This window comes from Mucilaginibacter gotjawali, assembly GCF_002355435.1.
Taxonomy (GTDB): Bacteria; Bacteroidota; Bacteroidia; order Sphingobacteriales; family Sphingobacteriaceae; genus Mucilaginibacter; species Mucilaginibacter gotjawali.
This window is the reverse complement of sequence record NZ_AP017313.1, coordinates 3,329,520-3,356,282: the sequence shown is the minus strand read 5'-3', so window position 1 is coordinate 3,356,282 and position 26,763 is coordinate 3,329,520. Positions and strand designations below refer to the sequence as shown.

General features: G+C 42.9%; 13 protein-coding genes. 10 read left to right on the top strand and 3 right to left on the bottom strand.

Going from position 1 to position 26,763, the window contains the following annotated elements:
- Nucleotides 1-355: 355 nt before the first annotated feature.
- The 5 genes from MgSA37_RS14905 (at nt 356) to MgSA37_RS14885 (ending at nt 9,681) form a co-directional block, all read left to right on the top strand.
- Nucleotides 356-1,702: a sigma-54-dependent transcriptional regulator gene (locus MgSA37_RS14905; RefSeq protein ID WP_096357509.1), complete on the top strand. Its 1,347-nt coding sequence runs from the start codon at nt 356-358 to the stop codon at nt 1,700-1,702.
- Between the two features lie 153 nt (nt 1,703-1,855).
- A complete protein-coding gene (locus tag MgSA37_RS14900) occupies nt 1,856-2,398 on the top strand; it encodes a heme NO-binding domain-containing protein (protein WP_096353000.1) in 543 nt (180 codons plus the stop codon).
- A gap of 4 nt (nt 2,399-2,402) precedes the next feature.
- On the top strand, nt 2,403-6,995 hold the full coding sequence (locus tag MgSA37_RS14895; protein ID WP_096352998.1) for a PAS domain S-box protein: 4,593 nt from the start codon (nt 2,403-2,405) through the stop codon (nt 6,993-6,995).
- A gap of 33 nt (nt 6,996-7,028) precedes the next feature.
- Complete coding sequence (locus MgSA37_RS14890; RefSeq protein ID WP_096352997.1) at nt 7,029-8,174, top strand: FIST signal transduction protein; 1,146 nt, start codon at nt 7,029-7,031, stop codon at nt 8,172-8,174.
- Nucleotides 8,164-9,681: a response regulator gene (locus MgSA37_RS14885; protein ID WP_096352995.1), complete on the top strand. Its 1,518-nt coding sequence runs from the start codon at nt 8,164-8,166 to the stop codon at nt 9,679-9,681. The genes MgSA37_RS14890 and MgSA37_RS14885 overlap by 11 nt, the downstream gene beginning before the upstream one ends.
- Before the next feature lie 39 nt (nt 9,682-9,720).
- On the opposite strand, the gene MgSA37_RS14880 is transcribed toward MgSA37_RS14885, so the two are convergent.
- Nucleotides 9,721-10,110, bottom strand: coding sequence for a response regulator (locus tag MgSA37_RS14880; protein ID WP_096352994.1), 390 nt, complete (start codon nt 10,108-10,110; stop codon nt 9,721-9,723).
- 590 nt (nt 10,111-10,700) lie between these two features.
- Here MgSA37_RS14880 and MgSA37_RS14875 point away from each other — a divergent pair.
- From MgSA37_RS14875 to MgSA37_RS14855, 5 genes are read left to right on the top strand one after another with little or no spacing between them, the layout of a single operon-like run.
- On the top strand, nt 10,701-11,816 hold the full coding sequence (locus MgSA37_RS14875) for a hybrid sensor histidine kinase/response regulator (RefSeq protein WP_096352992.1): 1,116 nt from the start codon (nt 10,701-10,703) through the stop codon (nt 11,814-11,816).
- 9 nt (nt 11,817-11,825) lie between these two features.
- The gene (locus tag MgSA37_RS14870; protein ID WP_096352991.1) at nt 11,826-15,404 is read left to right on the top strand and encodes a response regulator; all 3,579 of its coding nucleotides are present in this window, start codon (nt 11,826-11,828) and stop codon (nt 15,402-15,404) included.
- Nucleotides 15,405-15,415: 11 nt separating this feature from the next.
- Nucleotides 15,416-15,790, top strand: coding sequence for a response regulator (locus MgSA37_RS14865; protein ID WP_096352989.1), 375 nt, complete (start codon nt 15,416-15,418; stop codon nt 15,788-15,790).
- 7 nt (nt 15,791-15,797) lie between these two features.
- On the top strand, nt 15,798-16,616 hold the full coding sequence (locus MgSA37_RS14860; RefSeq protein WP_096352988.1) for a CheR family methyltransferase: 819 nt from the start codon (nt 15,798-15,800) through the stop codon (nt 16,614-16,616).
- Complete coding sequence (locus MgSA37_RS14855; protein WP_096352986.1) at nt 16,598-17,173, top strand: chemotaxis protein CheB; 576 nt, start codon at nt 16,598-16,600, stop codon at nt 17,171-17,173. The genes MgSA37_RS14860 and MgSA37_RS14855 overlap by 19 nt, the downstream gene beginning before the upstream one ends.
- 219 nt (nt 17,174-17,392) lie before the next feature.
- Here MgSA37_RS14855 and MgSA37_RS14850 read toward each other — a convergent pair whose 3' ends face one another.
- Both MgSA37_RS14850 and MgSA37_RS14845 read right to left on the bottom strand, forming a co-directional pair.
- Nucleotides 17,393-24,373, bottom strand: a complete 6,981-nt coding sequence (locus tag MgSA37_RS14850; protein WP_096352985.1) for a Tc toxin subunit A-related protein — start codon at nt 24,371-24,373, stop codon at nt 17,393-17,395.
- A gap of 86 nt (nt 24,374-24,459) precedes the next feature.
- Entirely contained in the window at nt 24,460-26,724 is a 2,265-nt protein-coding gene (locus tag MgSA37_RS14845) for a hypothetical protein (protein ID WP_096352983.1), read from the bottom strand.
- Nucleotides 26,725-26,763: the final 39 nt, after the last annotated feature.

Genomic DNA, 26,763 nt, shown 5'->3' with positions numbered 1-26,763 from the left:
TCGTGCAGAGCGATACTTCTGGCCACAAAATGACCTACGATAGCATTATTGTCATATGGATCAATTTTATTTAAAGACAATAAAGTAAGCTGTGCCGGGCGGGCATTAAAAGACTATCTGTCAATAAAAGTGAAAGTAGCCTCTGTTCTCAGGTACAACCAATCTTGCTGCCGTTATTTCGATCTTTTTATTAACTTTAAGCATAATTCAACCTGAGCTTATTAACCAATAAGGACTTTTAATTTACTGACAATCAATTAAAAATAATGTTAATTCTTTGTGGCTGTTTTTGGTAACCCAAGGGGCCGGTTATGCGTATATCTGTCATATAAATTCTAAGCTGAAAATATATCAAATGAGTGTTTATAATATTTTTATTGTTGAAGATGATGAGTGGTATGGAAAGATACTCGAATATCATTTTACCCTGAACCCGGATTACAAGGTCACCCGGTTTACTACTGCGAAGGATCTGCTCAACAATTTACACCTTCAGCCAGACCTGATTACGATCGACTTCTCGCTGCCGGACATGGCCGGGGACAAGCTTTACCAAAAAATCAGGGAAATTAATTCGCAGATTCCGGTGATAGTTGTGAGCGGGCAGGAGAATATAACTGTAGCGGTTAACCTTTTAAAAATGGGGGTGAGCGATTACATGGTAAAAGATGACGCGACCAAAGACCTTTTGTGGAACAGCATCATCCGGATCCGCGAAAATCAGAACCTTAAACAGGAAGTAGCACATTTAAAAGAGGAATTAAGGCAAAAGTTCACTTTCGAGAAATCAATGATCGGGCAAAGCGATGCCTTAAAAAGTGTTTTCGGGAAGATGGAGAAAGCCACCAAAACAAATATCAATGTTTCGGTTACGGGTGAAACAGGCACCGGTAAAGAATTAGTTGCCAAGGCTATACATTATAACAGTGATAGAAGGAAAGGAACTTTTGTGCCGGTAAATATGGCGGCTATACCCAAGGAACTTGTTGAAAGCGAGCTTTTTGGCTACGAAAAAGGGGCATTTACGGGTGCAAATGCACGCAAGACCGGCAAATTTGAAGAGGCTAACGGTGGTACGATATTTCTTGACGAGATTGCCGAACTTGACCTGAGCGTACAAAGCAAATTGCTAAGAGTATTACAGGAGAGGGAAGTAATCAGGGTTGGCGGGAACGATAAAATAAAGCTTGATATCAGGTTGATCATAGCCACTCATAAAAATCTGGCCGAGGAGGTTAAAAGTGGAAATTTCAGGGAAGATCTTTACTACAGGATCATGGGCCTGCCGATTGAGCTTCCGCCATTAAGGGACCGTGGAAATGACGTACTTATCCTGGCAAAATTTTTTGCCGATGAGTTTTCGCGGCAAAATAAGCTGGGTACCATCACCATAACAAAGGACGCCAAAGATAAATTGATGCGTTACCAGTTTCCCGGCAATATCAGGGAATTAAAAGCTATAATAGACCTGGCTTCGGTAATGTGTGATAATAACGAAATTACGGCTGGTGACATCACTTTTAATTCAATCAGACGGGAGGAAGGTTTTGCAATGGAAAAAAAGACCCTGCGTCAATACACTTGCGATATCATTAAATATTATCTTAAAAAAAATAATAACGACGTTGTAGCAACGGCAGATGAACTGGATATGGGGAAAAGTACTATTTATAAGATGATCCAAAGCGGCGAAATAGCTTGAATCTGCGAATTCCAAAAAATAGTTTTTTTCGAAAATTGGAGAGGTAAGATTTTTTATTGTTTAAAGCAGCTACTAAACAGGGTATTAAATAAGGGTTCTTTGTGACATATTTTTACTGAAAAAGAATCGTAACTTGTTAATATAAATTAAATCATGTACGGCATCATAAATAAATCCATTGAAGAACTTGTAATAGCAAATTTCGGTGATGATAAATGGAAAATTATAAAAGAAAAAAGCGGCATTGATGTCGACTTTTTTATCAGCAGTGAACCGTATGATGATAATATAACTTATTTACTTGCAAGTGCGGTTAGCCGCGAAATGGCTATATCAATTGATGCCGTTTTTCTGGCTTTTGGCGAATGGTGGGTTATGAAAACAAGTAAAGAAAAATATGGTAGCCTGATGGAAGCAGGCGGGCAAAATTTAAAGGACTTCTTACTTAACCTGCCGGTTTTTCACAATCGGATCATGCTGGTTTACCCAAAACTAACCCCACCCGAATTCAAAATAAGTAATATTGCAGAAAAAAGCTTGTTTGTTCATTATTTTTCGAAAAGGCAGGGATTAAAGGAATTCGTGAGGGGGCTTTTATATGGCCTTGGAAAAATTTATAACACACCGGTAACGGTGGAGCTAATAAATAGTCGTGAGGAGGGAAACAGCCATGAAATTTTTAATGTAAGTTGGTAAAATTATGGATCCAAATGCGTTGTATTTCGACAAAGACAAACTGAATCGTTTTTTTCCGTTTTATATTTTGATCGGCCACGATTTGACAATTTCATCGTGTGGCGACACGGTAAAAAAGCTAAAAGAAAATTGCGAAGGTGATTGTTTTAAAAATTCATTTCAGATAACCCGGCCGTTTGTTGAACTGGTTGATTTTAGTTCCCTTCAAAAAATCACAGGACAACTGGTTACCATTCAAATAAACAATCAACAAAAAAATATCCTCAGGGGCCAATTTGAATTTATAGAGAAAAGTGATCAAATTTTATTTATTGGTTCGCCATGGTTCAACTCAATCGAAGAGTTAACGGGTAGTGAGCTTACATTGAATGACTTTGCGGTTCATGACCCCTTGATTGACCTGTTGCATGTGTTTAAAATGCAGGAAATAGTAAATGAGGATCTGAAAGGCTTGTTGCAGACCGTCAATAAACAAAAAAATGAGCTAAAAAAGGTATCGGAGGAATTTAAGGATATTGCCTTATTCCCGATGCAAAATCCCGATCCCTTATACCGGATAGCTATAGACGGCACTATTTTGATGCAGAATCCGGCAGCAGAAAAATTAGCATCTTTTTTTTATAAAGACAGACTATTTGCGAGCGCTGATTTTTGGAAATTCATTTCAGAACAACGGGAGTATTTGACTGATCACTGGTCTTTTGAAGTTAATTCAGGAGTAAAAATTTATTCGTTTGTTTGCAGGCACCTTCCTGATTTTAAATATTTCAATGTTTATGGCCGCGAAATAACCAATCAAAAAAATACGGAAGAAGAACTGCAGCGCTTATCGTTGCTTGCCAGCGGAAACAACAACGGCGTTATTTTCAACGATGCTAAAGGTTATATTACCTGGGCGAACAATAGCTATTGTAAACTTTTAGGGTATCCATTGGAAGAAATCATCGGGAAATTTACACTTGATTTTTGCACGGGTCCTTTAACGAATGAATCCATACTTCAAAAAATCAGAGAGGGAATTGGAATTGATGAGAGCTTTAACAAGGAACTGATTCATTACCGAAAAGATGGAACCTGGTTTTGGGGCAGGGTTCGCGGGCAGGCCTATAAAAGCGCCAACGATAAGGAAATTCAATATTTCAGTACCCTGGAAGACATTTCGGTAGAAAAGGGCAAAAGCGAAGAGTTGTTGCGATTGTCATTGCTGGCAAGCGCCAATGAAAATGGCGTAATATTTACGCATACTGATGGGAGGATTTTTTGGGTTAATGATGGATTCTGTAAATTAACGGGATTCTCGCCTGATGAGATCATAGGCCAAACGCCGGTTGAACTCTGCAGCGGCCCGCTTACTGACCCGGGAAGCCTGAAGATAATGATCGACCTTTTCAGGAACGGTGAATCATTTGACGTTGAACTGATCCACTACCGCAAGGACGGTACCTGGTTTTGGGGCCGTGCCAAAGGGCAGTCATATAAGACGGAAGACGGACAAAATATCCAATATTTTGCCACTGTGGAAGATATTTCGCAAGACAAACAAAAGGAAGAGCGACTAAAAGTACTTTCGAAAATTGCGGAAAACAATATTAATGGTGTTATTATTACCGATAGTCTTGGAAAGATCACCTGGGTTAATACCAGTTTCACGCAGTTAACCGGGTACTCCCTTGAGGAAGCGATGGGAAGAAAGCCAGGACACTTGCTGCAAGGGCCTGATACTGATCCTAAAACCGTTGCATATTTACGTAAACAGATAATTGAGGGAAAGCCCTTTAGCGCGGATGTATACAATTATTCAAAATTTGGCAAACCTTATTGGCTGCGGATTAAAGGCCAGCCAATTCACAATTCAAATGGAGACTTAACCGGGTTCTTTGCACTTGAGGAAGACATTACCAAAGAGCGGGAAATTCAGCAACGGATTAATGAAACCGAAGCACGATTTAAACTTGCGCTTGAAAAAATTGGCGATAGTGTTTGGGAACATGATTTAATGACGGGAAAAACAGTGTTTTCCAAAGCAAATGATCAATTATGGGGATTTAATTCGGACGAATATGAAGATGAAGGCATACTTTGGTTTAAGCAGGTTTATGCCGGGGATTTGAGGCTTTTAAAACACTTCTTTAACTTGTATACCTTAAAAGAGATCGACTCTCACAATCTTGAATACCGGATCATCCATAAAGATGGTGAAGTTCGCTGGGTTTTAGACAGAGGCGTGGTCACCGAAAAAGATGCCGGGGGGAATGCTTTGAAGATTGTGGGAACGCAAACCGACATTACAAAAATAAAGCAAACTGAACGCGAACTTGGGCAACGCGTAAAACAGTTTAAATCATTATCCGAAAATATTCCGGGCGTTATTTACGAATATGAATTCAGAGACGACGGTACCGAAGGATTTAGCTATATAAGCCCGGCGATGGAAACTGTTTTTGGCATTAAACCTGCAGATTTTATTAACTATCCGCAATACCTGCACCCTGATGACAGGCAACGGGTGATGCAAAAAAATGAACATAGTAAAAATACCCTCGAGCCGTTTTATGATGAATCACGATTGATTATTCCCGGCGGGGGATTAAGGTGGATCGCTGTTCAATCGTCCTTTTCTTATACTTCGCAAAACAACTCAAAAGTATTTACGGGCTTTTTGATGGATATAACCAAACGGAAAAACAGTGAGGATATCCTGAAAACAAATGAAGAAAAATACCGCAGCATTATAGCCAATATGAAGCTCGGTTTGCTCGAAGTAGATATTAAAGGCAATGCTACCTATGCAAATAATAGTTTTTGTGATATGAGCGGATATACACTTTCGGAACTAATTGGAGAAAATGCGGCGCAATTATTATCATCCGAAAAAAACCGTGAACTTGTTGAAGAAAAAAGTAAGATCAGGGAACGAGGGATAAGTGACGCGTATGAAATTGAAACCAAGAACAAAAAAGGAGAAAAGAAATGGTGGCTGATCAGTGGTGCGCCGCGTTATAACGATAAAGGCGAACTGGTTGGATCGATCGGCATCCATCTTGACATTACAGAACAAAAGAAACAGGAACGGGAACTGATTGAAGCAAGAAACCAGGCCCAACAATTTGCGCAAACTAAAGATACATTCCTGGCTAATATGAGCCATGAAATCAGGACGCCGATGAATGCGATTATGGGTATGAGCAATCAACTGGCCAAAACGCCGCTTTCAACCAACCAGAAGTTTTATTTGGATACGATCCTTTCGGCTTCCGATAATTTACTGATCATTATTAATGATATCCTGGATCTCTCAAAGATCGAGGCGGGAAAGTTAAGTATTGAAAATATTGGTTTCGAGTTTAATACAACCATTAATAATGCGATCAGGGTTGTAAAACATAAAGCGGAAGAAAAGGGTCTCAGGGTTAGCTGCTCATTTTTTGACAACAATATTTCACCTGTATTAATAGGCGACCCCCACCGCCTTAACCAGGTATTGCTTAATTTAATGACCAATGCAATTAAGTTTACTGAACACGGATCAGTTGACCTTTTGTGTACTATTATTAAAGATAGCCCGGTATCCCAGTTGATAAAAGTAGACGTAAAGGATACTGGTATAGGCATGGACGAAGCCTTTGTTAAGGTGCTTTTTGAAAAATTCAGCCAGGAATACGAATCAGTTAGCAGGCGATTTGGCGGAACAGGCCTTGGGATGAGTATTTGTAAGGAACTAGTGACGCTTATGGGCGGGCACATATTTGTTGAAAGCAAAAAAGGCCAGGGAACTACCATTTCATTTACCATTGAATTTAGTAAAGGTAGTAATGCAGATCTGCCCGAAAAATTCATGACGCAATACAGTAGTGATTTTTTAAAGGGCCGTAAGGTTTTAGTTACAGATGACAATGAACTGAATAGGATTGTTGCTTCGATTATTTTGGAAAATTATGGTGCCACAGTCTTAATGGCTGAAAACGGAGAAAAATCAATTGAAATGATTGACCTGGAAAGCCCCGATGTGGTATTGATGGATATCCAGATGCCCGTAATGAATGGGTTTGAAACTGCGAAGGCCATCAGGGCAAGCGGTAATACCATACCCATTATTGCACTTACTGCTGCAGCAATAAAGGGCGAACGCGAAAAATGTTTTCAATCAGGCATGAATGATTATATTACCAAACCGTTTAAGGAAGAAGAATTACTTAAATTAATAGAACGATGTTTACATGGCGAAAATTTTCATATGATAGAAACTGAATCGGTAACTGAACCCGGCGCAACACATGAAGCTTTGTATGATTTGAGCATGTTGAGAGATATCAGCAGGGGAAATGAAGCTTTTGTGGCGAAAATGATCGATGTGTTTTGTGAACAAACTCCTCCGCTGATTGAAGAGATGATTAAGGCATATACCGATGGTAATTACGAACAAATGGGGTCGCTGGCCCACAAAATAAAACCAAGTATCGATAATTTAAAGATAGAGTCATTAAAGCAGGTAGTAAGAGATATTGAAATTATCGGCAGGGAAAACCGGGATGATGCTGGTTTACCGGCAATGCTGGGTCATACAAAAAATATCTTGCTGGAAGTTACAAAAAAATGAAACTGGAAATAACGGCTTAAAAATCAAAAAAGCATGAAAGCGCAACAAAAGCTATATAAAAACGGTCAATTTATTTCGGAAGGCGGAGATAAACTGAGCGGAAAAAACACCCTGGTACTGGGGTTTGGTGCTAAAAATATTTTATTGGATAACGATATTTATACGAAGCTGAAAGGATATTACCCGGGTGCCAATATAGTAACTTGCTCCACCTCGGGTGAGATTTATGATGAAAATGTTTCGGATAATACAGTTTCAGTTGTCGCGATAGAGTTTGAAAAAACCGCAGTTAAAACCATCAGTATAAATATTAAAGAAGTAGCTAACAGTTTTGAAGCAGGGGAGAAGGTTTTTTCGCTCTTGAACAGTAACGATCTGGCTTATGTAATGATCATTTCGGACGGAGGCCTTGTAAATGGAAGCGAATTAGTACGTGGAATTGAACAGGTGAACAAAAAAAATATTCCTGTTACGGGCGGGTTGGCCGGAGATGCAGCCAATTTTAATTATACAATAGTTGGCTGTAACGAAGGTCCGGCAATGGGGAATATAGTGGCTATCGGGTTCTACGGCGATAAATTAAAGATTGGCCATAGTTCTATAGGCGGATGGGAAATTTTTGGTCCCGAAAAAAAGGTTACAAGCTCTGTTTCGAATGTGCTTTTTGAGATTGACGATAAAAACGCGCTTGAACTTTATAAACAATACCTGGGAAAATATGCGAATGAGTTGCCAGGTTCGGCATTGCTCTTTCCACTATATGTTCGCCCTGAAGGAAGTGATGAGGGGGTGGTTCGAACCATTCTTTCCATAGATAATGAAAAGCAAAGCATGACCTTTGCAGGGGATATTCCCGAAGGCTCATTGGTTCGGTTTATGAAAGCTAATTTCGACAAACTGATCGATGCGGCAACTTTGGCAGCGGTAAATGCTGTTACCCAGTTTGATGATGCTATTAATGCAAAACCCAAACTGGCCTTGTTGATCAGTTGTGTAGGCCGGAAACTGATATTGGGAAAGCGTATTGATGAAGAAGTTGAAGCGGTGAAAGAAATATTCGGCGAAAATACCTTAATTAGCGGTTTTTATTCATACGGCGAGATTTCACCACTTAATGTAAACGCCAGGTGTGAATTACACAACCAAACTATGACTATTACAACTTTTAATGAAGAATAATACCCCGATGACAAATCATAAGTTATTAAATCGGCAATTAAAAAAATATTCAACAAAAGAATTGTCGTCGAATTCCGATTTTATTCAATTTATTGAAGCGGTTAGCGATTCGTACGAAGCTTTTGATCGTGATAAGGAATTGTCGAACCATGCGTTTACCATCACCCAGCAGGAATTTACAGAGATCAACGAAAAACTAAAAGAAGAAGTTGAGCTGCGCAGGTTGTCGATCCACAAATTGAAAAACACGCTTCAGCATATAAAAGCAGAACATTATGAATCGGTTACAGAAACCGGCGACGACCTGCTGGAGATTGTTGACCTGCTAAACGATGAAATAACCCGTCGGAAAGAGGTTGAAAAACAGCTAATGCTGGCCAAAGAAGAAGCTGAAAAAGCAAGTATGGCGAAGTCGGAGTTTCTATCGATCATTAGTCACGAGATCAGGACCCCGTTAAATGCAGTTCTGGGTATGGGGCATCTGCTGTTGAAAAGTAACCCGCGCCCTGACCAGGTAGATAACTTAACCGCCTTAAAAACATCAGCAGATAATTTACTGATGCTTATTAATGATATCCTGGATTTTAATAAAATTGAAGCCGGTAAACTCGATCTTGAGGAAACATCGTTCAGTATAAAAAAATTAGTGAAAGATATTATCACCGCTAATACCAACAGCGCTAATGAACGGGAAAATAAAATCGTACTGGATGTTGATGAAAAACTACCTGAACACTTTGTTGGTGACACCTTAAGGATGGGGCAGGTTTTAAATAACCTGGTTTCAAATGCGGTTAAATTTACCCACCGCGGAGTTATATCCGTACGCCTGATCTTAAAAGAATTAAAACAGGAATCGGCAATGGTTGAATTTTGTATAGAAGACACAGGTGTTGGTATTTCAAAGAAAAACCATGAAGCTATCTTTTTACCATTTATGCAAGCCTCAACATCAATAACCAGGCAATATGGCGGTACAGGTTTAGGATTAGCGATCACAAAACGCATCCTGTTATTATTGGGTTCAGATATTAAGGTTAAATCAGAAATTGGAAAAGGTTCTGTTTTTTCATTCACACTTGAGCTTAAAACTGTTGAGGCGGGCGATAATAACGCACCCGAGGATGACTCGGTAGACTTTGACCTGGATAACAAATGTATTTTGCTTGTTGAAGACACTTTGTTTAACGTACTGTACGCAACACAGCTTCTTGAAAGCTGGAAAGCTAAAGTTAACGTGGCCGAAAATGGCGCCGTTGCTGTTGAAATGCTGAAGAATAATAAATGTGATCTGGTTTTAATGGACCTTCAAATGCCGGTGATGGATGGTTATACTGCGACAACTAAGATAAGGGAATTTGATAAGGAAACGCCAATAATTGCGTTAACAGCCTCGGCAACAAGCGATGTAAGGAAAAAGGTTATGCAAGCCGGTATGCAGGACTATGTTACCAAGCCGTTCAATCCAAATGATTTTTTTATAAAGCTTAAAAAATATCTCGGGTAATTATTTACTGTTTCGCTGTTCAATGCTTTGGCCGGCTTTTTATGACGCTTTTATTTCGGCTATCCTGCTCAGCACTTTAGTCATGTTTTCAAACTCATTTATTCCTTTCACAATATATTCAATCGCGCCACTTTTAAGGGCTTTTACTGCGGTAATAATATTGGCACTGCCCGATAAAAATACCACGTGAATATCGGGGTCAAAAAGTTTTATTTTTTTCAATACGGTCAGTCCGGGGAGTGTCCCCATACTGTGATCAAGAAAGATGACGTCTGGTTTTAGAAAAAGATGTGCAAGGCAATCAGCGCCATTTTCAAAACAGGTGATATCCTTATAACCCAGATTTTCCAGGTGTTGCAGGTACATATTGCGGCAAAAAGGGTCGTCGTCAACCAAAAAAATCTTTAATCTGGATTTCACCAAGGCCATAGGGTCAATTTGAAAGTAAATTTAAAACTTTATATTGATTAAGAAGTTTAAAGCTTCTATATTTAATATTCCGCGGCGGGGTAAAAACAGCAAGAGTATTCTTAAATAAAATAGCATATATTCCTGATAACAAATATATCGGGGGGGCATTTTAAACAATGCGGGTAGTATGTAGTATGAGGCATTGTTTTTTCAATAAAATAGCACGGAAAGATTACTAAGGGAAAGATATTTTACAGATGAAGTTACTGTTTCTTTATTTTTCGCGGATAAATAATGCTTTACCCCGTTAAATCATTAACGCATCGGATTTTTAAAAAAAAAAAATTTGAAAAGGGATTTAAATCCCCCGCGCTTCCGCTTAAATGGACTCTAAAAATAAAAAAGCTTTAAATCAAAGCGTTAAGCTTTTTTTGGTATTTGATGTATTTGGATAAAACAATTTTGCAATTTTTTTCTTTCGAAATTGATAGCCTTTAGCTACAGATAAATCAAAAGGCGAAGTGTCTCTTAACAAGGACGCGAAAATGCATTCATTTTAACTAAGTCAAACCATTAACCGTATCTTTAACGGTAATTTATAAATATGAATGATACTTATTGTTGACGACAAGCAGGAAAACCTTATTGCACTGGGGAAAACACTCGAAAGCCGGGGGTTTGAAATCGATACCGCTTTATCAGGTGAAGATGCTTTAAAAAAATTGCTTAGGAATGACTACGAGTTAATTATTCTTGACGTGCAAATGCCCGGGATGGATGGATTTGAAGTAGCGGAGGCCGTAAGCGGTTATCGGCGGACAAGCGATATCCCTATTATTTTTTTATCGGCTGTGAATGTCAGTAAAGAATTTATTACCAAAGGCTATGCATCGGGGGGCCGGGACTATCTTGTTAAGCCCTTTGATACTGATATCCTGGTATTAAAGATTAAAACATTTGTCAAATTGAATAATATTCAGCGGTCGCTGCAGTTGGAAATCGAAAGACGCATAGTTGCCGAAAATAAAAAAGACGAATTTATCAGTATCGCCAGCCATGAATTGAATACGCCGCTTACATCGATAAAAGGCTATATACAACTTGCCGGGAATGCTTTAGAAAGAAAGAATATTGATCAAACCAGGATGTTTCTTGACCGCTCACAAAAACAGGTCACTAAATTGAACAGGCTGGTTGGGGATCTGCTGGACACCACTAAAATTCAATCGGGAAAATTGCAGTTCAATTTTCAATACTTTGATTTTGGAACTTTTTTAATTAACGCGGTAGAAAATATTCAACATTCCTTTCCGGACAAAAGCCTTCGAATCAAAGCGCCCGACATATCAAATATCCGGGTTTTTGGCGATGAGAATCGTTTGGAACAAGTGGTTCAAAATTACCTGAGTAACGCCATAAAATACGGCCCAGAGGGCAAAGAAGTTGTAATTGAAGTGCTGCTTTTACCAGATGGAAAAGTACACGTAAACGTGATTGATGAGGGTATTGGTATTTCGGCTGAAAGACAACATCAACTTTTTGAGAAATTTTACAGGGTAGAGGAAAATTCCAACCGGTTCCAGGGACTGGGGATGGGGCTTTACATTTGCGCTGAGATCGTTAAAAGACACAAGGGTACCTACGGTGTTGTAAGTGAACCTGAAAAAGGTTCCACATTTTACTTTTGTATCCCGATTAATCCTGCTATTTCTGAACTGAATTAACCATTTCATATGAGAACTTCACTTACCCGCAACTTGCAGATTGGTTTTGGTTTATCTTTGCTATTGCTAGTTGTAAGCTCTGTTGCATCCTTTTTCAGTATTCAAAATCTATTAAAAAGCGCTGATCTTGTTGACCATAGCAACCAGGTAGTTGAACGGCTTGAAAGTATCATGTCTACCATGAAAGATGCGGAGACCGGCCAACGCGGTTATCTTTTAACCGGCAAGGATGAATTTCTGGAGCCTTATAACGGTGCTTATGGAAAAGCGCTTCAATTGATTGACCAGGTACAGCGATTAACTATCGATAATCCGCAGCAACAGGTTTATAGCATCCGGATGAAAGGGGTATTGATAAGACGCCTTTCAGCGTTACAGACACTGATTAACAAAAAACGTTCAGGGGAGGCTGTTACGGTGACTGACCTGGAAATCGGGAAAGCGGCCATGGATGACCTCAGGAAGGTAGTTGACAGTTCAGAGCAGGCTGAACGAACTTTGTTGAATAACCGAACTGTTTCTTTAAAGCAATTTACTTCAATAACACCTTTGATTATTGTTCTTGCGGCGTTGTTGGCAATCAGTGTTTCTGTGTTTTCTTATATTAAGGTGACTTCGGATATGGCGGCAAGGGCCAGTTTACAGGAAGAACTTACCATCAAAGATCAGGAAATTTCACGGCGGATCAATATTATCCAGCACATCGCCGGGCAGATATCCGCCGGCGAATATGGAGTACGTGTAAATGACGATGAAAAAGACAGCCTGGGCAGCATTTCTTTGGCATTGAACAAAATGGCGGAATCGCTGCAAAAATCGTTCAATATTTTATCAGACAATGACTGGATGCAAACAGGAATCAGCCAATTGAACAACCAGATGATAGGTGAAAAGCCCCTGGACGTGCTGATGGCTGATGTCCTCCGTTTTATAGCAGGATATACCGGTAGCCAGGTGGGCGCATTATACCTGCTTGAAAATGATGACTTATGGCTCCGCAGTAGTTTTGCGCTTACAGGAGCTCCATCCAAAATTGCCATGGGTGAAGGATTGGTGGGCCAGGCGGCAAAAAGCGACCATGTACTGTGGCTGAAGGAGATTGCTGATGAACAAATACAGGTTGTACATGCTGCCGGAGGTATAAAGCCGCGCAATTTTCTTATTGTTCCAATCCATTATGAAAGCCAGGTAAAAGGGGTAATTGAATTGGCATCAGTTTATCGCTTTCCAGACCGGAAACTGGAATTTCTGAAAAATGTAGCCGACAACATTGGCCTCGCCGTAGCGGGTGCACAAAATCGGCAGCGACTACAGGAACTGCTTGAGGAAACACAGGCCCAGTCTGAAGAATTGCAGGCTCAGCATAGCGAACTTGAAAATTTAAATACTGAGCTGGAGGCGCATGCCCAAAAGTTGCAAACATCAGAGGAAGAATTGCGCGTACAGCAGGAAGAATTGCAGCAAACCAATATTGAATTGAGTGAAAGGAGCCGGATCATCCAGGAGCGCAACATCGAGATTCAGCAAAAAGCAGAAGAACTTGAACGAACAACCCGTTATAAATCAGAATTCATGGCCAATATGTCGCATGAACTGCGCACGCCACTTAATTCTATTTTGTTGTTATCCAGGTACTTGTCTGAAAATAGTACCCAAAACCTCACCGCCGAGCAAATCGAATCAGCGGGGGTTATCCTAAGTTCCGGAAACGGCTTGCTTAATCTGATCGATGAATTGCTAGACTTATCCAAGATTGAAGCTGGCAAAATGGACCTGGAATACCAAAAAATCCCGCTTAGCGAGCTGGTCGGTGCCATGCAATCATTATTTGCGCCGGTTGCAAAGGAGAAGGGCCTTCAATTTATTATTAATCAGGAGACCGTTAAGACCATTGTAATGGAGACTGACAGGATGCGGTTAGAACAAATATTAAAAAACCTTTTGTCTAATGCCTTTAAATTCACAGGTAAAGGTCAGGTTATTCTTACTGTGCGTCAGCCGCCGGCCAATCCGGATATTTTAGAGTTCCAGGTTGCTGATACGGGTATTGGAATTCCAAAGGATAAGCTTGGGATAGTATTTGAGGCATTCCAGCAGGCTGACGGTTCTACTAAAAGAAAATTCGGCGGCACAGGGTTAGGGCTGTCTATCAGCCGCCAGTTGGCCCGCTTGTTGGGAGGAGAGATATCCGTTGTAAGTGACCCTGGTAAGGGAAGTGTATTTACGCTCACTTTACCACTCAACCGCGAGACTGACCACATTTCTATACCGCCTGTTATTCATACTGAAAACGCGTCTGCTGACCAGCTTATGACCGATTCAAACCGCAAAAAGTTTTTAGTGCCTGTTATGCCCGATGATATTGCGGATGACCGCAACGAAATACAACCCGGGGACAAAACAATTCTCATTATAGAAGACGATACTCCTTTTGCTAAAGCTTTGTTAAATTATACCCATAAAAGCGGATATAAAGGTATCACAACTGTAAGAGGTGATTATGCACTGCAATTGGCGATTCAATATCAGCCCGTTGCTATCCTGCTGGATATCCACTTGCCTATGAAAGACGGGTGGGATGTAATGGAAGAATTAAAAGCAAATGATGCTACGAGGCATATCCCTGTACATATTATGTCTTCTGTTGAGGCTAAGAAAGAAAGCAGGCTGAAAGGTGCGGTTGATTTTATAAGTAAGCCGATCGCTGTTGAACAAATGAAACAAATGTTTCAGAAACTGGAAGAGGTTTGGAGCCGAAACCCCAAAAAAGTGCTCATTGTGGAAGAAAACGCCAGGCATGCCCGCGCGTTATCCTATTTCCTCGATACTTTTAACGTCTCTTCAACGGTTTCCGGTAGTATCAGCGAAAGCATAGACGCATTAAATAATAAGCAAGTGGATTGCGTCATCATGGATATGGCAGTTCCTGATAAAAAAGCATATGAAACACTTGAAACGATCAAGCAAAATCCCGGGCTCGAAGACCTGCCGATCATCATTTTTACAGGGAAGCATTTGTCTGCAGGCGAAGAAACCCGTATTCGCCAATATGCTGACACAATCGTTGTTAAAACTGCCCATTCTTATCAGCGGATATTGGATGAGGTGACGCTTTTTCTCCACCTGGTTGAAAATCAAAGGAATTCGTCCGCCCGGGGCAACCCAAAAGGGCGTGACCTGCTTGACGATGTTCTGAAAGATAATACCGTTTTGATTGCTGACGATGACGTGCGAAATATATTTTCAATGACCAAATCGTTAGAAAAATATGGCATGAAGGTGATAACAGCTACGGATGGAAAGGAAGCACTGGAGCAATTGACGCAACACCCGGAAATCAGCATTGTGTTGATGGATATGATGATGCCTGAAATGGATGGGTATGAAAGTACGGCCAGAATAAGGCAGAACCCGCTTTTTAAAGAAATACCGGTAATTGCGGTTACAGCGAAGGCTATGTTGGGCGACCGTGAGAAATGCATAGCGGCGGGCGCTTCGGATTATATTTCAAAACCAGTAGACGTTGACCAGCTCACCTCCTTATTACGTGTGTGGTTATTTGATAAAAAAAATAAAATAAAAAAGTAAATTCTACTATCATGAAAAAACAACCTTCAGCCATACTAATAGTAGATGATGACAGCAGAAACATTTTCGCACTTAACCTGGTTCTTAAAAGTAAAGGCTTTCGTTGCTTATCTGCTACTGATGGCGTGTCGGGGTTAAAAATGATTAGCGAAAAGCTGGAAATTGGTGTTGTGTTGCTTGATATGATGATGCCTGAAATGGATGGTTATGAGTGCATAGCGGCCATTCGTCAACTGCCTGAACGGGGCAATATGCCGGTAATTGCTGTTACTGCACAGGCAATGCCCGGCGACCGCGAAAAGTGTTTAGCTGCAGGTGCCAACGATTACATTTCAAAGCCGGTAAACGTTGATGTTTTGGTTGGCATTTTAACAAACTATTTATAAACTGCTTATGGAATTCCTGATCAGCGATGAGCAGATAGAGTTGCTTTTAAACGACCTGATCGATACCTATGGTTATGATTTTACAGCGTATACCAAAGCTTCGCTAAAGCGACGGATTAATCGTTTATATACGCTGGACAATTTTCCCAGTTTTGCTGAATTCCGTTACCGTATCCGTTCTGACGAAACCTATTTTACCCATTTCATCGAACAGGTTACTGTGAATGTAACTGAAATGTTCAGGGATCCTGCGTTCTTTAAATTTTTAAGTGCCGGGGTATTGCCTGTGTTGGCCACTTATCCATTTATCCGTATCTGGCATGCAGGGTGTTCAACAGGCGAAGAGGTTTTCTCGATGGCCATACTGCTTAAAGAGGCTGGTTTACTCCACAAAACGCTTATTTATGCTACTGATATTAATCCTGCTGTTGTAAAAAAAGCTGCGCAAGGGATTTTTCCCATCCAGCAAATGCAAAAAAACTCAGATAATTACCGTTTGGCAGGAGGGAAAGAGGATTTTAGCAGCTACTATACGGCCGGTTACAACCAGGTTATTTTTGATAAGGAGCTTTCAAAGCGCCTGGTATTTTCAACACATAACCTGGTGTCAGAAAGTTCATTTAATCATTTTCAACTTATTGTGTGCAGGAATGTATTAATTTATTTTGAAAAGGAACTCCAGGGCAAGGTTTTTCAGCTGTTTGATGATAGCCTGGACAAGTTGGGGTATATAGCATTGGGAAGTAAGGAAACAATGCGGATTTTTCCCGGTGTTTCCAGGTTCAGGCAAGAGGGAAAGGAAAAAATATGGAGGAAAATCTCATAGCATCCAAATTGATAGTTATAGGAGGTTCGGCGGGCAGCCTTCAAATTATCCTATATATTTTACGTCATCTACAGATTGATTTTGCAGTTCCTATGGTTATTGTCATGCACCGGTCAGCAGACAACGAATCTACCCTGGTGGATGTATTGTCAAATGCCTGCAAACTAAAAGTGAAGGAAGCTGAAGATAAGGAAAGCATTTTACCCGGAAAGATATATGTAGCGCCCGCTGACTACCACTTGCTTATTGAAAAAAATCGCTCATTTTCACTGGATGGCTCTGAAAAAGTTCAATTTTCAAGGCCAAGCATCGATGTTACTTTCCAAAGCGCGGCTGATGCTTATGGGGCATTATTATTAGGCATATTATTATCAGGCGCAAATAATGATGGCGCGGATGGCTTTGCCGATATCCGGCGGGCAGGCGGGGCGTTAATCGTGCAAGATCCGCAAAATGCGATAGCTACTGCCATGCCACAAAGTGCAATAAACAAGGGTTTAGCAGATTACATCCTTGATGCAGAGGGAATTGTTGACCGGATAAATCTTTGGACTTAAAATAATTAGCGATCGCTTAAAATCTGATTACATCGGCAGCCTTTTCAATTACTACCAACCGGGATAAAGAACTGACGAAATAATAAAAGTTCCGTTAAGCCGGTTTACCGGAATGGAAAAGTGATGAAGTTAAAAAGAACGAAGATCATTTTTTGAATTGATCTCCGTTCTTCAATGCTTCCTTTTAAATACCCTAACCGTTTTGGACGGTTCTACATATCAATTTAAAGTGTACCTCACCACCATCCACATATTATTTAGCGGTATAGCAGTATTGCTGATAGCTAAGGTCCAGTTTTGCATATTGATGTTAATACCCGGCGCTGTGAAAACATGCATCGGTTTAAAGTCGACACCACTACCAAAACCGTGCGAAACGACATTTTGTGCGTTCGTGCCCTGGTTGATTAAAATATCGCCTGATGCGATACCTGCCTCGGTCAATACGTAAACATCCTGGGCGATGATCTTATCCGGTGCCGAAGTTTTGGTGTAAACAGGCAGGCGATCAACAATGTTTGTTAACGATATCTCCCTGCCATCGGCTGCGGGCGGTAACTGGGTCGCTTTATACCACTCGTTTGGCAAATCATTTTTCAAATCGAATATCGCAAACAAACCTTCGTTCTGGCTCAAGTTCTGCACATTTTTAACAAAGGTATTAAGATAGGTGGTTGCAGCCTTCTTTTGTTTGTCACCACCGTCTATCGAAGTGTACCTTACCGTCATGATTACATCTGTAATAGTGTTATAATCGATCTGTTTAAAATCCGGCAACGAAAGACTCCATTGGCTTATTACCCCGGCTCCTTCAAAGGGCATATACCGTTCATCCTTAAAATTGAGCTCAAAAACACCGCTGTCACTTTGGCCGTGGCTTACCGCAACGGAGGTGATGGGCACATTCACCGTCATAAACCGCGGATCGTTCTTTGTGGTATCCTGCGGATAGGCGCTGCCCGGCATGGTATTTTGCCTGAAGGTATTTTGCGTCATGCGGAGTGTGGCGTTGATCCCCGTATAAGGCCCGGCGATGCACGGCACCGATAAGGCAACCGATTTGATCCTGCGCATATAGTGCCCGGGAAAATCCATATCAAATAAAACTTCCGGCAGTTCAAACTGGCACGTTCCGGTAGTCCGTAAGGTTAATAAAGCGATAGGGTCTATCTGGCGCAATGAAATGTTTTTACTAATCTCAAAGTCATAGCCCCTATTCTGCTGATACGCAGCCTCCAGTTGTTTAAGGCCGACGAACAGGTTTTCGCCCGCTAACAAGCCATCATGCGAGGCATCCCAATAGCCAAACTGGATAAAGTTGGAGCTCGAAAGCCCTCGTTCAAAACGGTAAACTTTCTCGGCTTTTTGGGCAAGGCCGTAGGCCAATGTGTAAACCTGGTAGTAAAGGGTTTTTAACGTATCCTTCATCCACGAGTACAGCTGCTGGTTGGTGTACTTGTTGGTCAAAAAATCAAGCGTTTGCGCAGCATTATCAATAGCCTTTTGTTGATTGGTGATTTCCTGGTTGGTAATACTGATCCGGATCTGCTGGCTCAATATCTGCTTATCGATCTGCTTGATCTCGAAACCGGCTAAATTTGCCTGTAACACCCTGTCCTGCAATTGGCGCAGGTAACCACCCTTGCTGCGGGCAGCGGCCGATTCAGCATTCAGGTTACCTACTGCAACCTGCATACCACGCGCTACTGCACCAAGGGCACTGCCCAATTGATCGCCGCCAAAGCATAAGCCAGCGCCAACACCTATCGGTTTTACATCCGCAGCCAGCAAGGGCAATAAATGTAATACGCCGGCAAGTGTTTCCACTATTCCTACGCCTTCCTGCAGGTCCTTCGCATCGCTTGCTTTGTCCATCTCCTGCTTTTCGTACGAAGTAAGGATCAGCTCACTATCCGTCACCAAAGATTGCGGTGGACCGGCCAGTGCGGTAAAGTCTGCATCAGCGCCCGGTATTTTGCTGGCATCCTGCCCAATCAGGTCTAAATAATGCTGCATACGGTATGCCGGCGTTTCGCGGTTTTGGTGTAAACCATCCAGCGCAGCATTTGCCTCGTTCAGCTGCAATTGTTTCACCTGCATTACCAGGTTTTGCATAGTGCTTTCCTGGCTGGCACGCATGCTGGCGAGGGTTTCGCCGTCCCCTTTTTCAAAGGCAGAGAGCAGGTTGCCGCCCAGCGATTTTAGTTCGTTACACAATTCCAGCGCTTTTTGCACCAGGTAATTAAACCTGTAATTGGGCACTGGTGAATCCAGGTCGTTCAGCACGCTTGATATGCTAAGGCCCTGTGCGGCGGCTTGCACCAGCAAAGCAGGGTCAATTGGCGGATCCCAGAGCGGCGGCAAACCAAACACGCCCTCAATATTCTCGCAGGCCCTTATTTTGCCCAGCCGGTCATCCAGTGTATCCCAGTAAGCGGTCAACTCGGGGTTGCTGGGCAGGCAGAAATACAAGCTGGTAGCAAACCCAAAGATGTTGGCAAAACCGATGTCGCCTTTACCAATACCCATTGGCGTATTGATTTGATTGCTGAACGGAAAAGCCAGCTCCAACTCCACCATGGCATTGCCAAATGCATCCCACTTATTTAGCAGCGAGTTATAGGTTTCGGGCAATATTTTACCTCTTTTTGGAATAAGTTGTGGGCGCGGACCCATAATATGGTAGGCCAAAATGTACAATTGGGTAGCCTGGTTAATTGTTTCCAGCGTATGTTGTGTGAACAAATAATCGCCCCAGGCAATTAAATTGTCCATGTACTGCATCACTATCCATTTCATATAGGCTACCGGCCGCCCGCGGGCAATCAGGTGCGGTTCGAAAGGATTAGATCTCCAGGCATTGATATCATCATTAGCCGTATTGGATTGCAGCATATTAAACAAATACTCCAGGTAGTTATCGGCATTTATTTGCGTAAAAGGATAAAACTGCCAAGCCCGCTGTGGGGTAGACCCCGGGGCGGCAGGGTTAAAAATATACTCGTACCATTGTTTTGCCGCCTGAAATTGCTGCGCGCTGCTTAATTTGCCCGCAATAGTTGCCGGAGTATGGAAAAACAACTCCCAGTTATAGATGGCATAGGGTGTTTTTAGTTCACTGTAACTGGTTACCTGCAGCGAACTGTCAAAATAGGAACCGAATGCTTCATCTGTATTGCTGGGCAGGGTAAGATTACTGCTGAAAAAATCGGTTAGGTCGCCTGAAGTGTCCGACGCCAGCAAACCCAGTAACTGGTGCGAAAATGGCTGATAAAATTCGGCGTAATCCGAGGGCGTTTCTATATTGACCGCGCTGGTATTGTCGTATATGTAAGGTTCGGATGCGGCCAGGTAAGGTTCGTTGGTACCGTTATATTGCAGCGGGTAGGTGGTATACGTACCCGAAGATTCCACTGATTGAAACCGCATAAAGTTAAAATCATTAGGTGATGCTGACGGATTAAAATGCGAAGTACCGGCCGCCACACTGATCGTACTTCCCTGAAACATAAACACGTTTGAAGGATCGACCAATCCGTCCGACCAGCAGGGGATGATCTGAACGTTCTGATTGGCGTTATCTACATAGGCAACAAAACTATAAAAGCTTATTTTGGGTAAAGTGGTTGCCGTATAGTTTCCATTATCATAAATGGCGTCCGTTGAAACCTGTTTTTGCGTCCATTTTCCATTGCGGTATTCGCTCCAGGCCATTTTAATCTCCCATTGAATAATAGGCACTTGTCCGCTGGCTGAATTAGAATTATAACTTGCCCCGGTGCTTGACGGCGGCATCACCTTTTTAGTCATCTGCGGAAAGAAGATCAACAGCCTGCCGTTCCAAACTACCGGCGTCAGGAAGGCGCCATTGCCAAATACCTGGCCTGTTGTAGGGCCTTCAATATCATAACTGGTGATATCAACCTGCACCTGTTCCCATGGGTACCAGTTACTTTCTATCACATCAAAGTAGCGGTAGTAAAAGAAGTAGGGGGCATTGCGTGTTCGCGAAAAAATATGGTATTTAACGGGTACAGTTGCACCCTTTACTGTCCCTTCCTCCACAAAAATACCCACTGCTAGCATATTGGCTACATCGTCCACCTGGAACAGGTAACTGTTCAATGCATCCTGTACATTTTGGGGGTTGATGTCTTTTTGAAGCAGTTGCGATTCCAGCGCTTTGTAAAAGTCACTCTTATCATCGCGCAGCGATTCAACTATCCAGTTTTCGGGATACAGGAAAACTTTCCGGTTGGCTACCCAAACATTGTTGTATTGCATCCACTTCCAGCGGGCGGCATCCAAAACATCGTTGCCGATATAAGGCTCTTCAAGGCCCAAAAAGCAGCGTTGCACAAATAGCTGTATCGATAATGTTCCTTGTTTTATCCTGGATGTTTCCATGCACGAATCCATCTGCACATCAATCAGGAAAAATTCAAACAAGCTGTTGGCATCTATTACTCCCCAATCTTTCAAATCGGGCTGAACCAGTAAATAGCTGATCAGTGCATCACGCTGGTGTTCGCGCAACTGGTCGTTTAGTGGCTTAACCACCTGTTCCCAGTCAGTTTCCTTGTAACGTGCCTTTATGGATTTACGGATACTTTCGGCAATATCATGGCATACCCAGAATTTGGATACTGGTTTTGCCCAATCAAAAAGCAGGTTGATGTCAATAGCGATATTTGCGGCAACGTAAAGGGCCTGCTGTAGTTTAAGCAGCTTCTTTTCATTAACAAACTGGCCATTGTCCAGCAGGTTAAAGTGCCCGGCTGCCAATAATTTATCTACATCGCTTTGCAGCCAGTTGGTCACCGCTGCTATCTGTGCGCCCAGGTTGGTGGTATCGGTAGTTTGTTTGGCCCACGCAAAAAACTGGATCAGGCTTAAGTTAGTTGGGGGCAGCGACCTGCGCAGTTGAGTATAAGCACCCAGGCGCAGCCAGCTTTGGAACGTGATGGCATTAAAGTCCAGGTTGCTAAAATCCGCGCCATTTTGCTGCAGGTAATTTATTTCGGCATCGGTGAGGTTAAATATCGATGCAACGATACCTGCTTTTTGCAATTGTACATAAGCGGTGGTAACACTCTCTGTCAGGTCGTCCACCAGCATTGCCGACGCCGGGATGGTGCTTTTTGGCGTGGTTGGCGTTTTCCAGGCCAAACCAGTAAGGTTAATATCAAGCCCTGTAACCCAAAATTTATAAGCCCTGCCGGCCTGCAGTTTCACCGGATCGCTCAGGTAAACATTATTCGGATCGGCCTGCTGGGTAAAGTTAAGCGCCTGGCCGTTCACGCTGATCGCCGCATTAAGCGTATTGGTTTGAACAGTGAGTGCAAATGTATAAACATCAGTACTTGTAGGGATGAGGTAACCACTCCACGATCCGGCTGCAGGCTGATAAGCGTTGGTGATACTCTTAAAAACCTCCACTATCGGCTGGGCCGGCGTTCCGCTTACCAAAGTATTCGAAATCAGCATATCGGTTACATCCTGGCTAAGGCCGGTTTGGGTAGCTAAAGTGCTGACGATAAACGTATGCATCAAACGCTCGCGCAGGAAAGGCATAAATACTTTCATAAAGCAAAAGAGTTTTGCCGGTGCGGTATCAGGTGCCGGGTTGTCCGGATCCGCCTGTTGTGATGCGGGGACGTTATAGTCGCCTTCCAACAGGATTGCCCTGTCGGCAGCATCTGTAATAATGCCGTATAATACATCATTAAAAAATTCCGTAGGCTGCAAATTCAACCGGTCAATAGCCGCGGCCCAAAAAGTATTGGCGCTGAACAATGCCTTTGCTGCTGCTGTTTCCGCAGTGGTTAAAATACCGGTAACCTGTACCCCGCCATTTACATAGTCATACTTAATTTTTTGAATAAGTGTACCTGTCAGCAAAGCTGTAAAATCAGCAGCAGTTGCTACCAGGTTTACCGGCGCATTGGTACTGTAAACAGTGGTACCCTGCAGCAAAGCCATAACTTGGGCAGTTACCGCCGGGGTAAACAACAATGCGATTGATGCAGTCGCCAGTTCGGCGGTAGCTACCACAGGAACTGTAGCTGTGGGTACGGCATCGTCGGGTGTATTTACGTCCGGGTTAGCCGCGATAATGGCGTTAAGTCCATCATAAAAAGTTTTGGCCAGCTTTAAAAAGGAAATAAATGTCGGTTTGATTGGCCTGTTTGGATCATCAACATTGTTTAAAATGTAATTCAGCTGCGCAAAAGTAAAACCATAGTCTTCCATTTTACCCCAGTTCTCCATAAATTTTTCGGTATGCTGTGCATCTGCAAACGGATCACCAAAAATGGTTTTCACGTCCTGTAACGTACTGCTTTTTATATTCAACAGGCGCATCAGCAAGCTGTACCGGTATATCAAGGAGATGTTAGCCAGCGTAAGTGAGTCGGCGATGTTTTCATACTGCATAATATTGGCGATATCCGCAGCTTTCAGGTTAAAGGCTGCCATGATCACGGGGATATGATCAGTGATCTTTGCGGCGGTGGTAAGGTAATTGCCATATTTATCTGCCTGGAAAACTGTATCAACGGCCAGTAAATTATAAGTAAGGAAAAGTCTTTTATACTGCGAATCATCCCCAACGGTGCTGATGTCCGTCCAAAAAGTAAGCAATGTTATCAGGTCGAGGCCCGTACTGTCAAGCAATTTATTCACATATACCAACTGATGCAGATATGCCGGGGTAATATCGCAGCTTAAAAGGCCATCGGCATAATTGCTGGTGCAACCGCATTCTTCTGTTGTGCCGCAGCCGCAATCGCTTGTGGTTCCTTTGCTGCAATCATCGGTAAACTCATTGAAACAATCCTTTGCGGCAACAGGCGCATGCTGGCCAGGGGGCACAACAGGCGGCGCTCCCAAGCCCATGGTTGCCTTGTCTGTTTCGTCCATGGTCCAGCCCATTTTTTTCCAAAGGCGTAAAAAACGCTGCATTTTATCATACTCTGCCGAAGTAACGCTGCTGCCATCCAGATGGATCAGCCTTACCCTGCTGATGTCGCAGGAATCGCCGGTCGGCAGCCATTGTACCACCGGCGGAAGAGAATTTCCGTCTAAGCTTGCGGCCCTTATATCATAAAGGACCGCATCCTGGAATCCACCTACCATGCGGCCGCCCGAATCGTACACAAATCCCTGGAATAATGAAGCCGGATCATTTGGATCAGGCAATGGTTTGCCGTCGGTTCCAATAACGTTACCAGTAGCGGTAACACTTCCCGTAAGTATGTTATTCAGGTAGATCTGGCCGTATTTGTCTAATTCCCAGTCGTCTGTATTTTTATTTTTTGTTCATTATTCCTAAACCTGTCGCGTCCTCCAATGGTTCCCGAAAATGGCAGGGTTGGCCTATCGCCTGAGTCAAGCACGATCAGCTTGCCTACGTTTTCAAAATAACATTTTACCCAACAAGCCAGGTCTTCGCAACTGATAGTATCGCAGGTGCAATTTTGGTGGCATGGATCCGGGTGAAGCAGGGCCTGCAAACCGGGCACCAATAACTGTGCGTTCTGCAAATAGGTGATCAGCTTGGCGTAGCGGTTGGGGTCACTGGCGGGTGTTGTCACCAAGGTCTGTAAAAACCGATAGCTGAAAGTCAGGCTATCCATTATATCCAGCGCCTGCCCTTGCGGCATGTAAGGGTTGATGTATTGTGTTTCCAGCAAGCTCACCAGGTCGGTATAAAGGATACCCGTACGCGGAAGAAATTGCTTTTTAACGAAGGTAAGCCCCAATTCAAGCGACTCATCCTGGCTGGTCATTTCATCTTCAGCGTTGTAGCCATAATATTGGTAAGTAGGGTATACTTTTATTTTGTCCTGATACTGTTGGTCGGTTAATGTTTGGTTGCAGGTCAGTTCAAAATAATGCTTTTGCCAGAAGGCCTCTTTGGTAAGGATGACATATTCTTCCTGGGTAAGCCCTAAAAACTCTGCGTCGATACCACGGTGAATTGCCGTTTTTATCAAGGTCTCTAACTCCGGGTCGTTGGGGCCCGGCGGGTTGCCCGGCGCGGGCAGGCCGTTATTTATATCGGCTTCGTTAACCGATTTAAAAGTCTTCAACAACTCATACCGGCTCGAGTTCAGGAAATTCAGGAATATCCTGATGGCATCGATAGGCTGGTGATAAGGCAACGTAAACGGATAAACCGCGTTTTTTAGCACGCAGTAAGCATTGTAGTTGGTATGCTGAGGCGTAGCCAGCAGATCAGCCGAAGATTCTTCCTCCACATTCCATACATCCAGCGTCAATTGCGGGGGTGTGTTGGTATCTGCATCATATTGTGCTTCATGCATAATGAAGCTTTCCATAATTTCATTTACGATGTCGATATACGGCATTACCGTGTTGGCGTTGGCACAGGTAAGCTCAAGGCATTCCAGGTCGGGCCGCCGCCTGAATAAGATCTCAAGCGGCGTACCGGCAATCCCCGCTACGCCTGAATTTGCATTCTCGGGGTCGAGGTTATTGTTCCGCAGGTAGTTCAGCAATTCAACAAAGTAGGATGCAGGGCCGTAAACCGAATTACAATCTTCACATTCGCACAGGTCGACACTGCCAAACAGGCTCTCCCAGTTAACGGGCACTTTGTTTTGTGCCGCCAAATTGTCAAATAATTGCACTCTGCCTGCTTTGGTTGTTGTACCGTCTATTGCGGCTATGCCTGTTCCCTGTACCGAGTCCTTTATGGCCATTAGGGCATGTTCATTTCTGATTTTAATATTAAGCGCGTTATTATGAACCATCGCAGCGGTATCGGCTCCCAGTGCAGCACCGAATTTCGCCTGAAAATCTTTTTGCGTCATTTCGGCCACCTGCTGGGCTGTCGAAATATTTGCCTTCATTAATTCCACAACTGCAGCGGGCGTAGGGCTTATGGCCTGCACCCGCTGCAGTGTTTTTAACTGGCTGATAACCGGCTGTTGCGCTTCTTCGGGAATATTTTTAAATGCATCCGGCTGGGTAATGGCGTTATAGATGGAGGTTTTGCGGATATTAAAATCAGGCTGATTATTAAAAAAAGCAGCAACATGGGTCCTGATTCCGGCGTCGGCTATCGGCAAAGCCGCCGTTGTGGCCATGCGCTGCAATACCGCAGAGGTTTGCGTGAAAAAGATCTTATCATGTACCGAAGCGGCAAAATTATCCGCCTTTTCCTGCGCCGTATCACCGGGAGTTCCCGCCGGAACCTGCTTCGGCTTGATTAAAGCGGCTATGGATGAGGCGTCATTATTCAAAGCAACATCGCGCATAGAAACCACATTGGGCTGGCTGGCCAGGGCTTTAACCAATTCGGCATGGTTGCCGGTAACTTCGGCAAGCGAATGCGCCAGATCGACTTTGCCCAGCGTGGTTTCATCTATCCCGCTGGTTTTCAGGTTGTCCAATACGGCCGCCCAGTTACCTTTAGCCCCGGCGTACGAACTTTCTATTTTAGCGCTGATTTCTTTATCTCCAATTACTTTTTTAATTGTATCCAAACGTTTTACCTGGTTGGTACTAAGCTTAGGTGTTGCCATGATACGTTGTATTTTTATTGATTTTCAATTATTAGTTGT

Coding starts and splice junctions, on each gene's coding strand:
- MgSA37_RS14905 (WP_096357509.1), top strand. CDS start 356: ATGAGTGTTTATAATATTTTTATTGTTGAAGATGATGAGTGGTATGGA.
- MgSA37_RS14900 (WP_096353000.1), top strand. CDS start 1,856: ATGTACGGCATCATAAATAAATCCATTGAAGAACTTGTAATAGCAAAT.
- MgSA37_RS14895 (WP_096352998.1), top strand. CDS start 2,403: ATGGATCCAAATGCGTTGTATTTCGACAAAGACAAACTGAATCGTTTT.
- MgSA37_RS14890 (WP_096352997.1), top strand. CDS start 7,029: ATGAAAGCGCAACAAAAGCTATATAAAAACGGTCAATTTATTTCGGAA.
- MgSA37_RS14885 (WP_096352995.1), top strand. CDS start 8,164: ATGAAGAATAATACCCCGATGACAAATCATAAGTTATTAAATCGGCAA.
- MgSA37_RS14880 (WP_096352994.1), bottom strand. CDS start 10,110: ATGGCCTTGGTGAAATCCAGATTAAAGATTTTTTTGGTTGACGACGAC.
- MgSA37_RS14875 (WP_096352992.1), top strand. CDS start 10,701: ATGATACTTATTGTTGACGACAAGCAGGAAAACCTTATTGCACTGGGG.
- MgSA37_RS14870 (WP_096352991.1), top strand. CDS start 11,826: ATGAGAACTTCACTTACCCGCAACTTGCAGATTGGTTTTGGTTTATCT.
- MgSA37_RS14865 (WP_096352989.1), top strand. CDS start 15,416: ATGAAAAAACAACCTTCAGCCATACTAATAGTAGATGATGACAGCAGA.
- MgSA37_RS14860 (WP_096352988.1), top strand. CDS start 15,798: ATGGAATTCCTGATCAGCGATGAGCAGATAGAGTTGCTTTTAAACGAC.
- MgSA37_RS14855 (WP_096352986.1), top strand. CDS start 16,598: ATGGAGGAAAATCTCATAGCATCCAAATTGATAGTTATAGGAGGTTCG.
- MgSA37_RS14845 (WP_096352983.1), bottom strand. CDS start 26,724: ATGGCAACACCTAAGCTTAGTACCAACCAGGTAAAACGTTTGGATACA.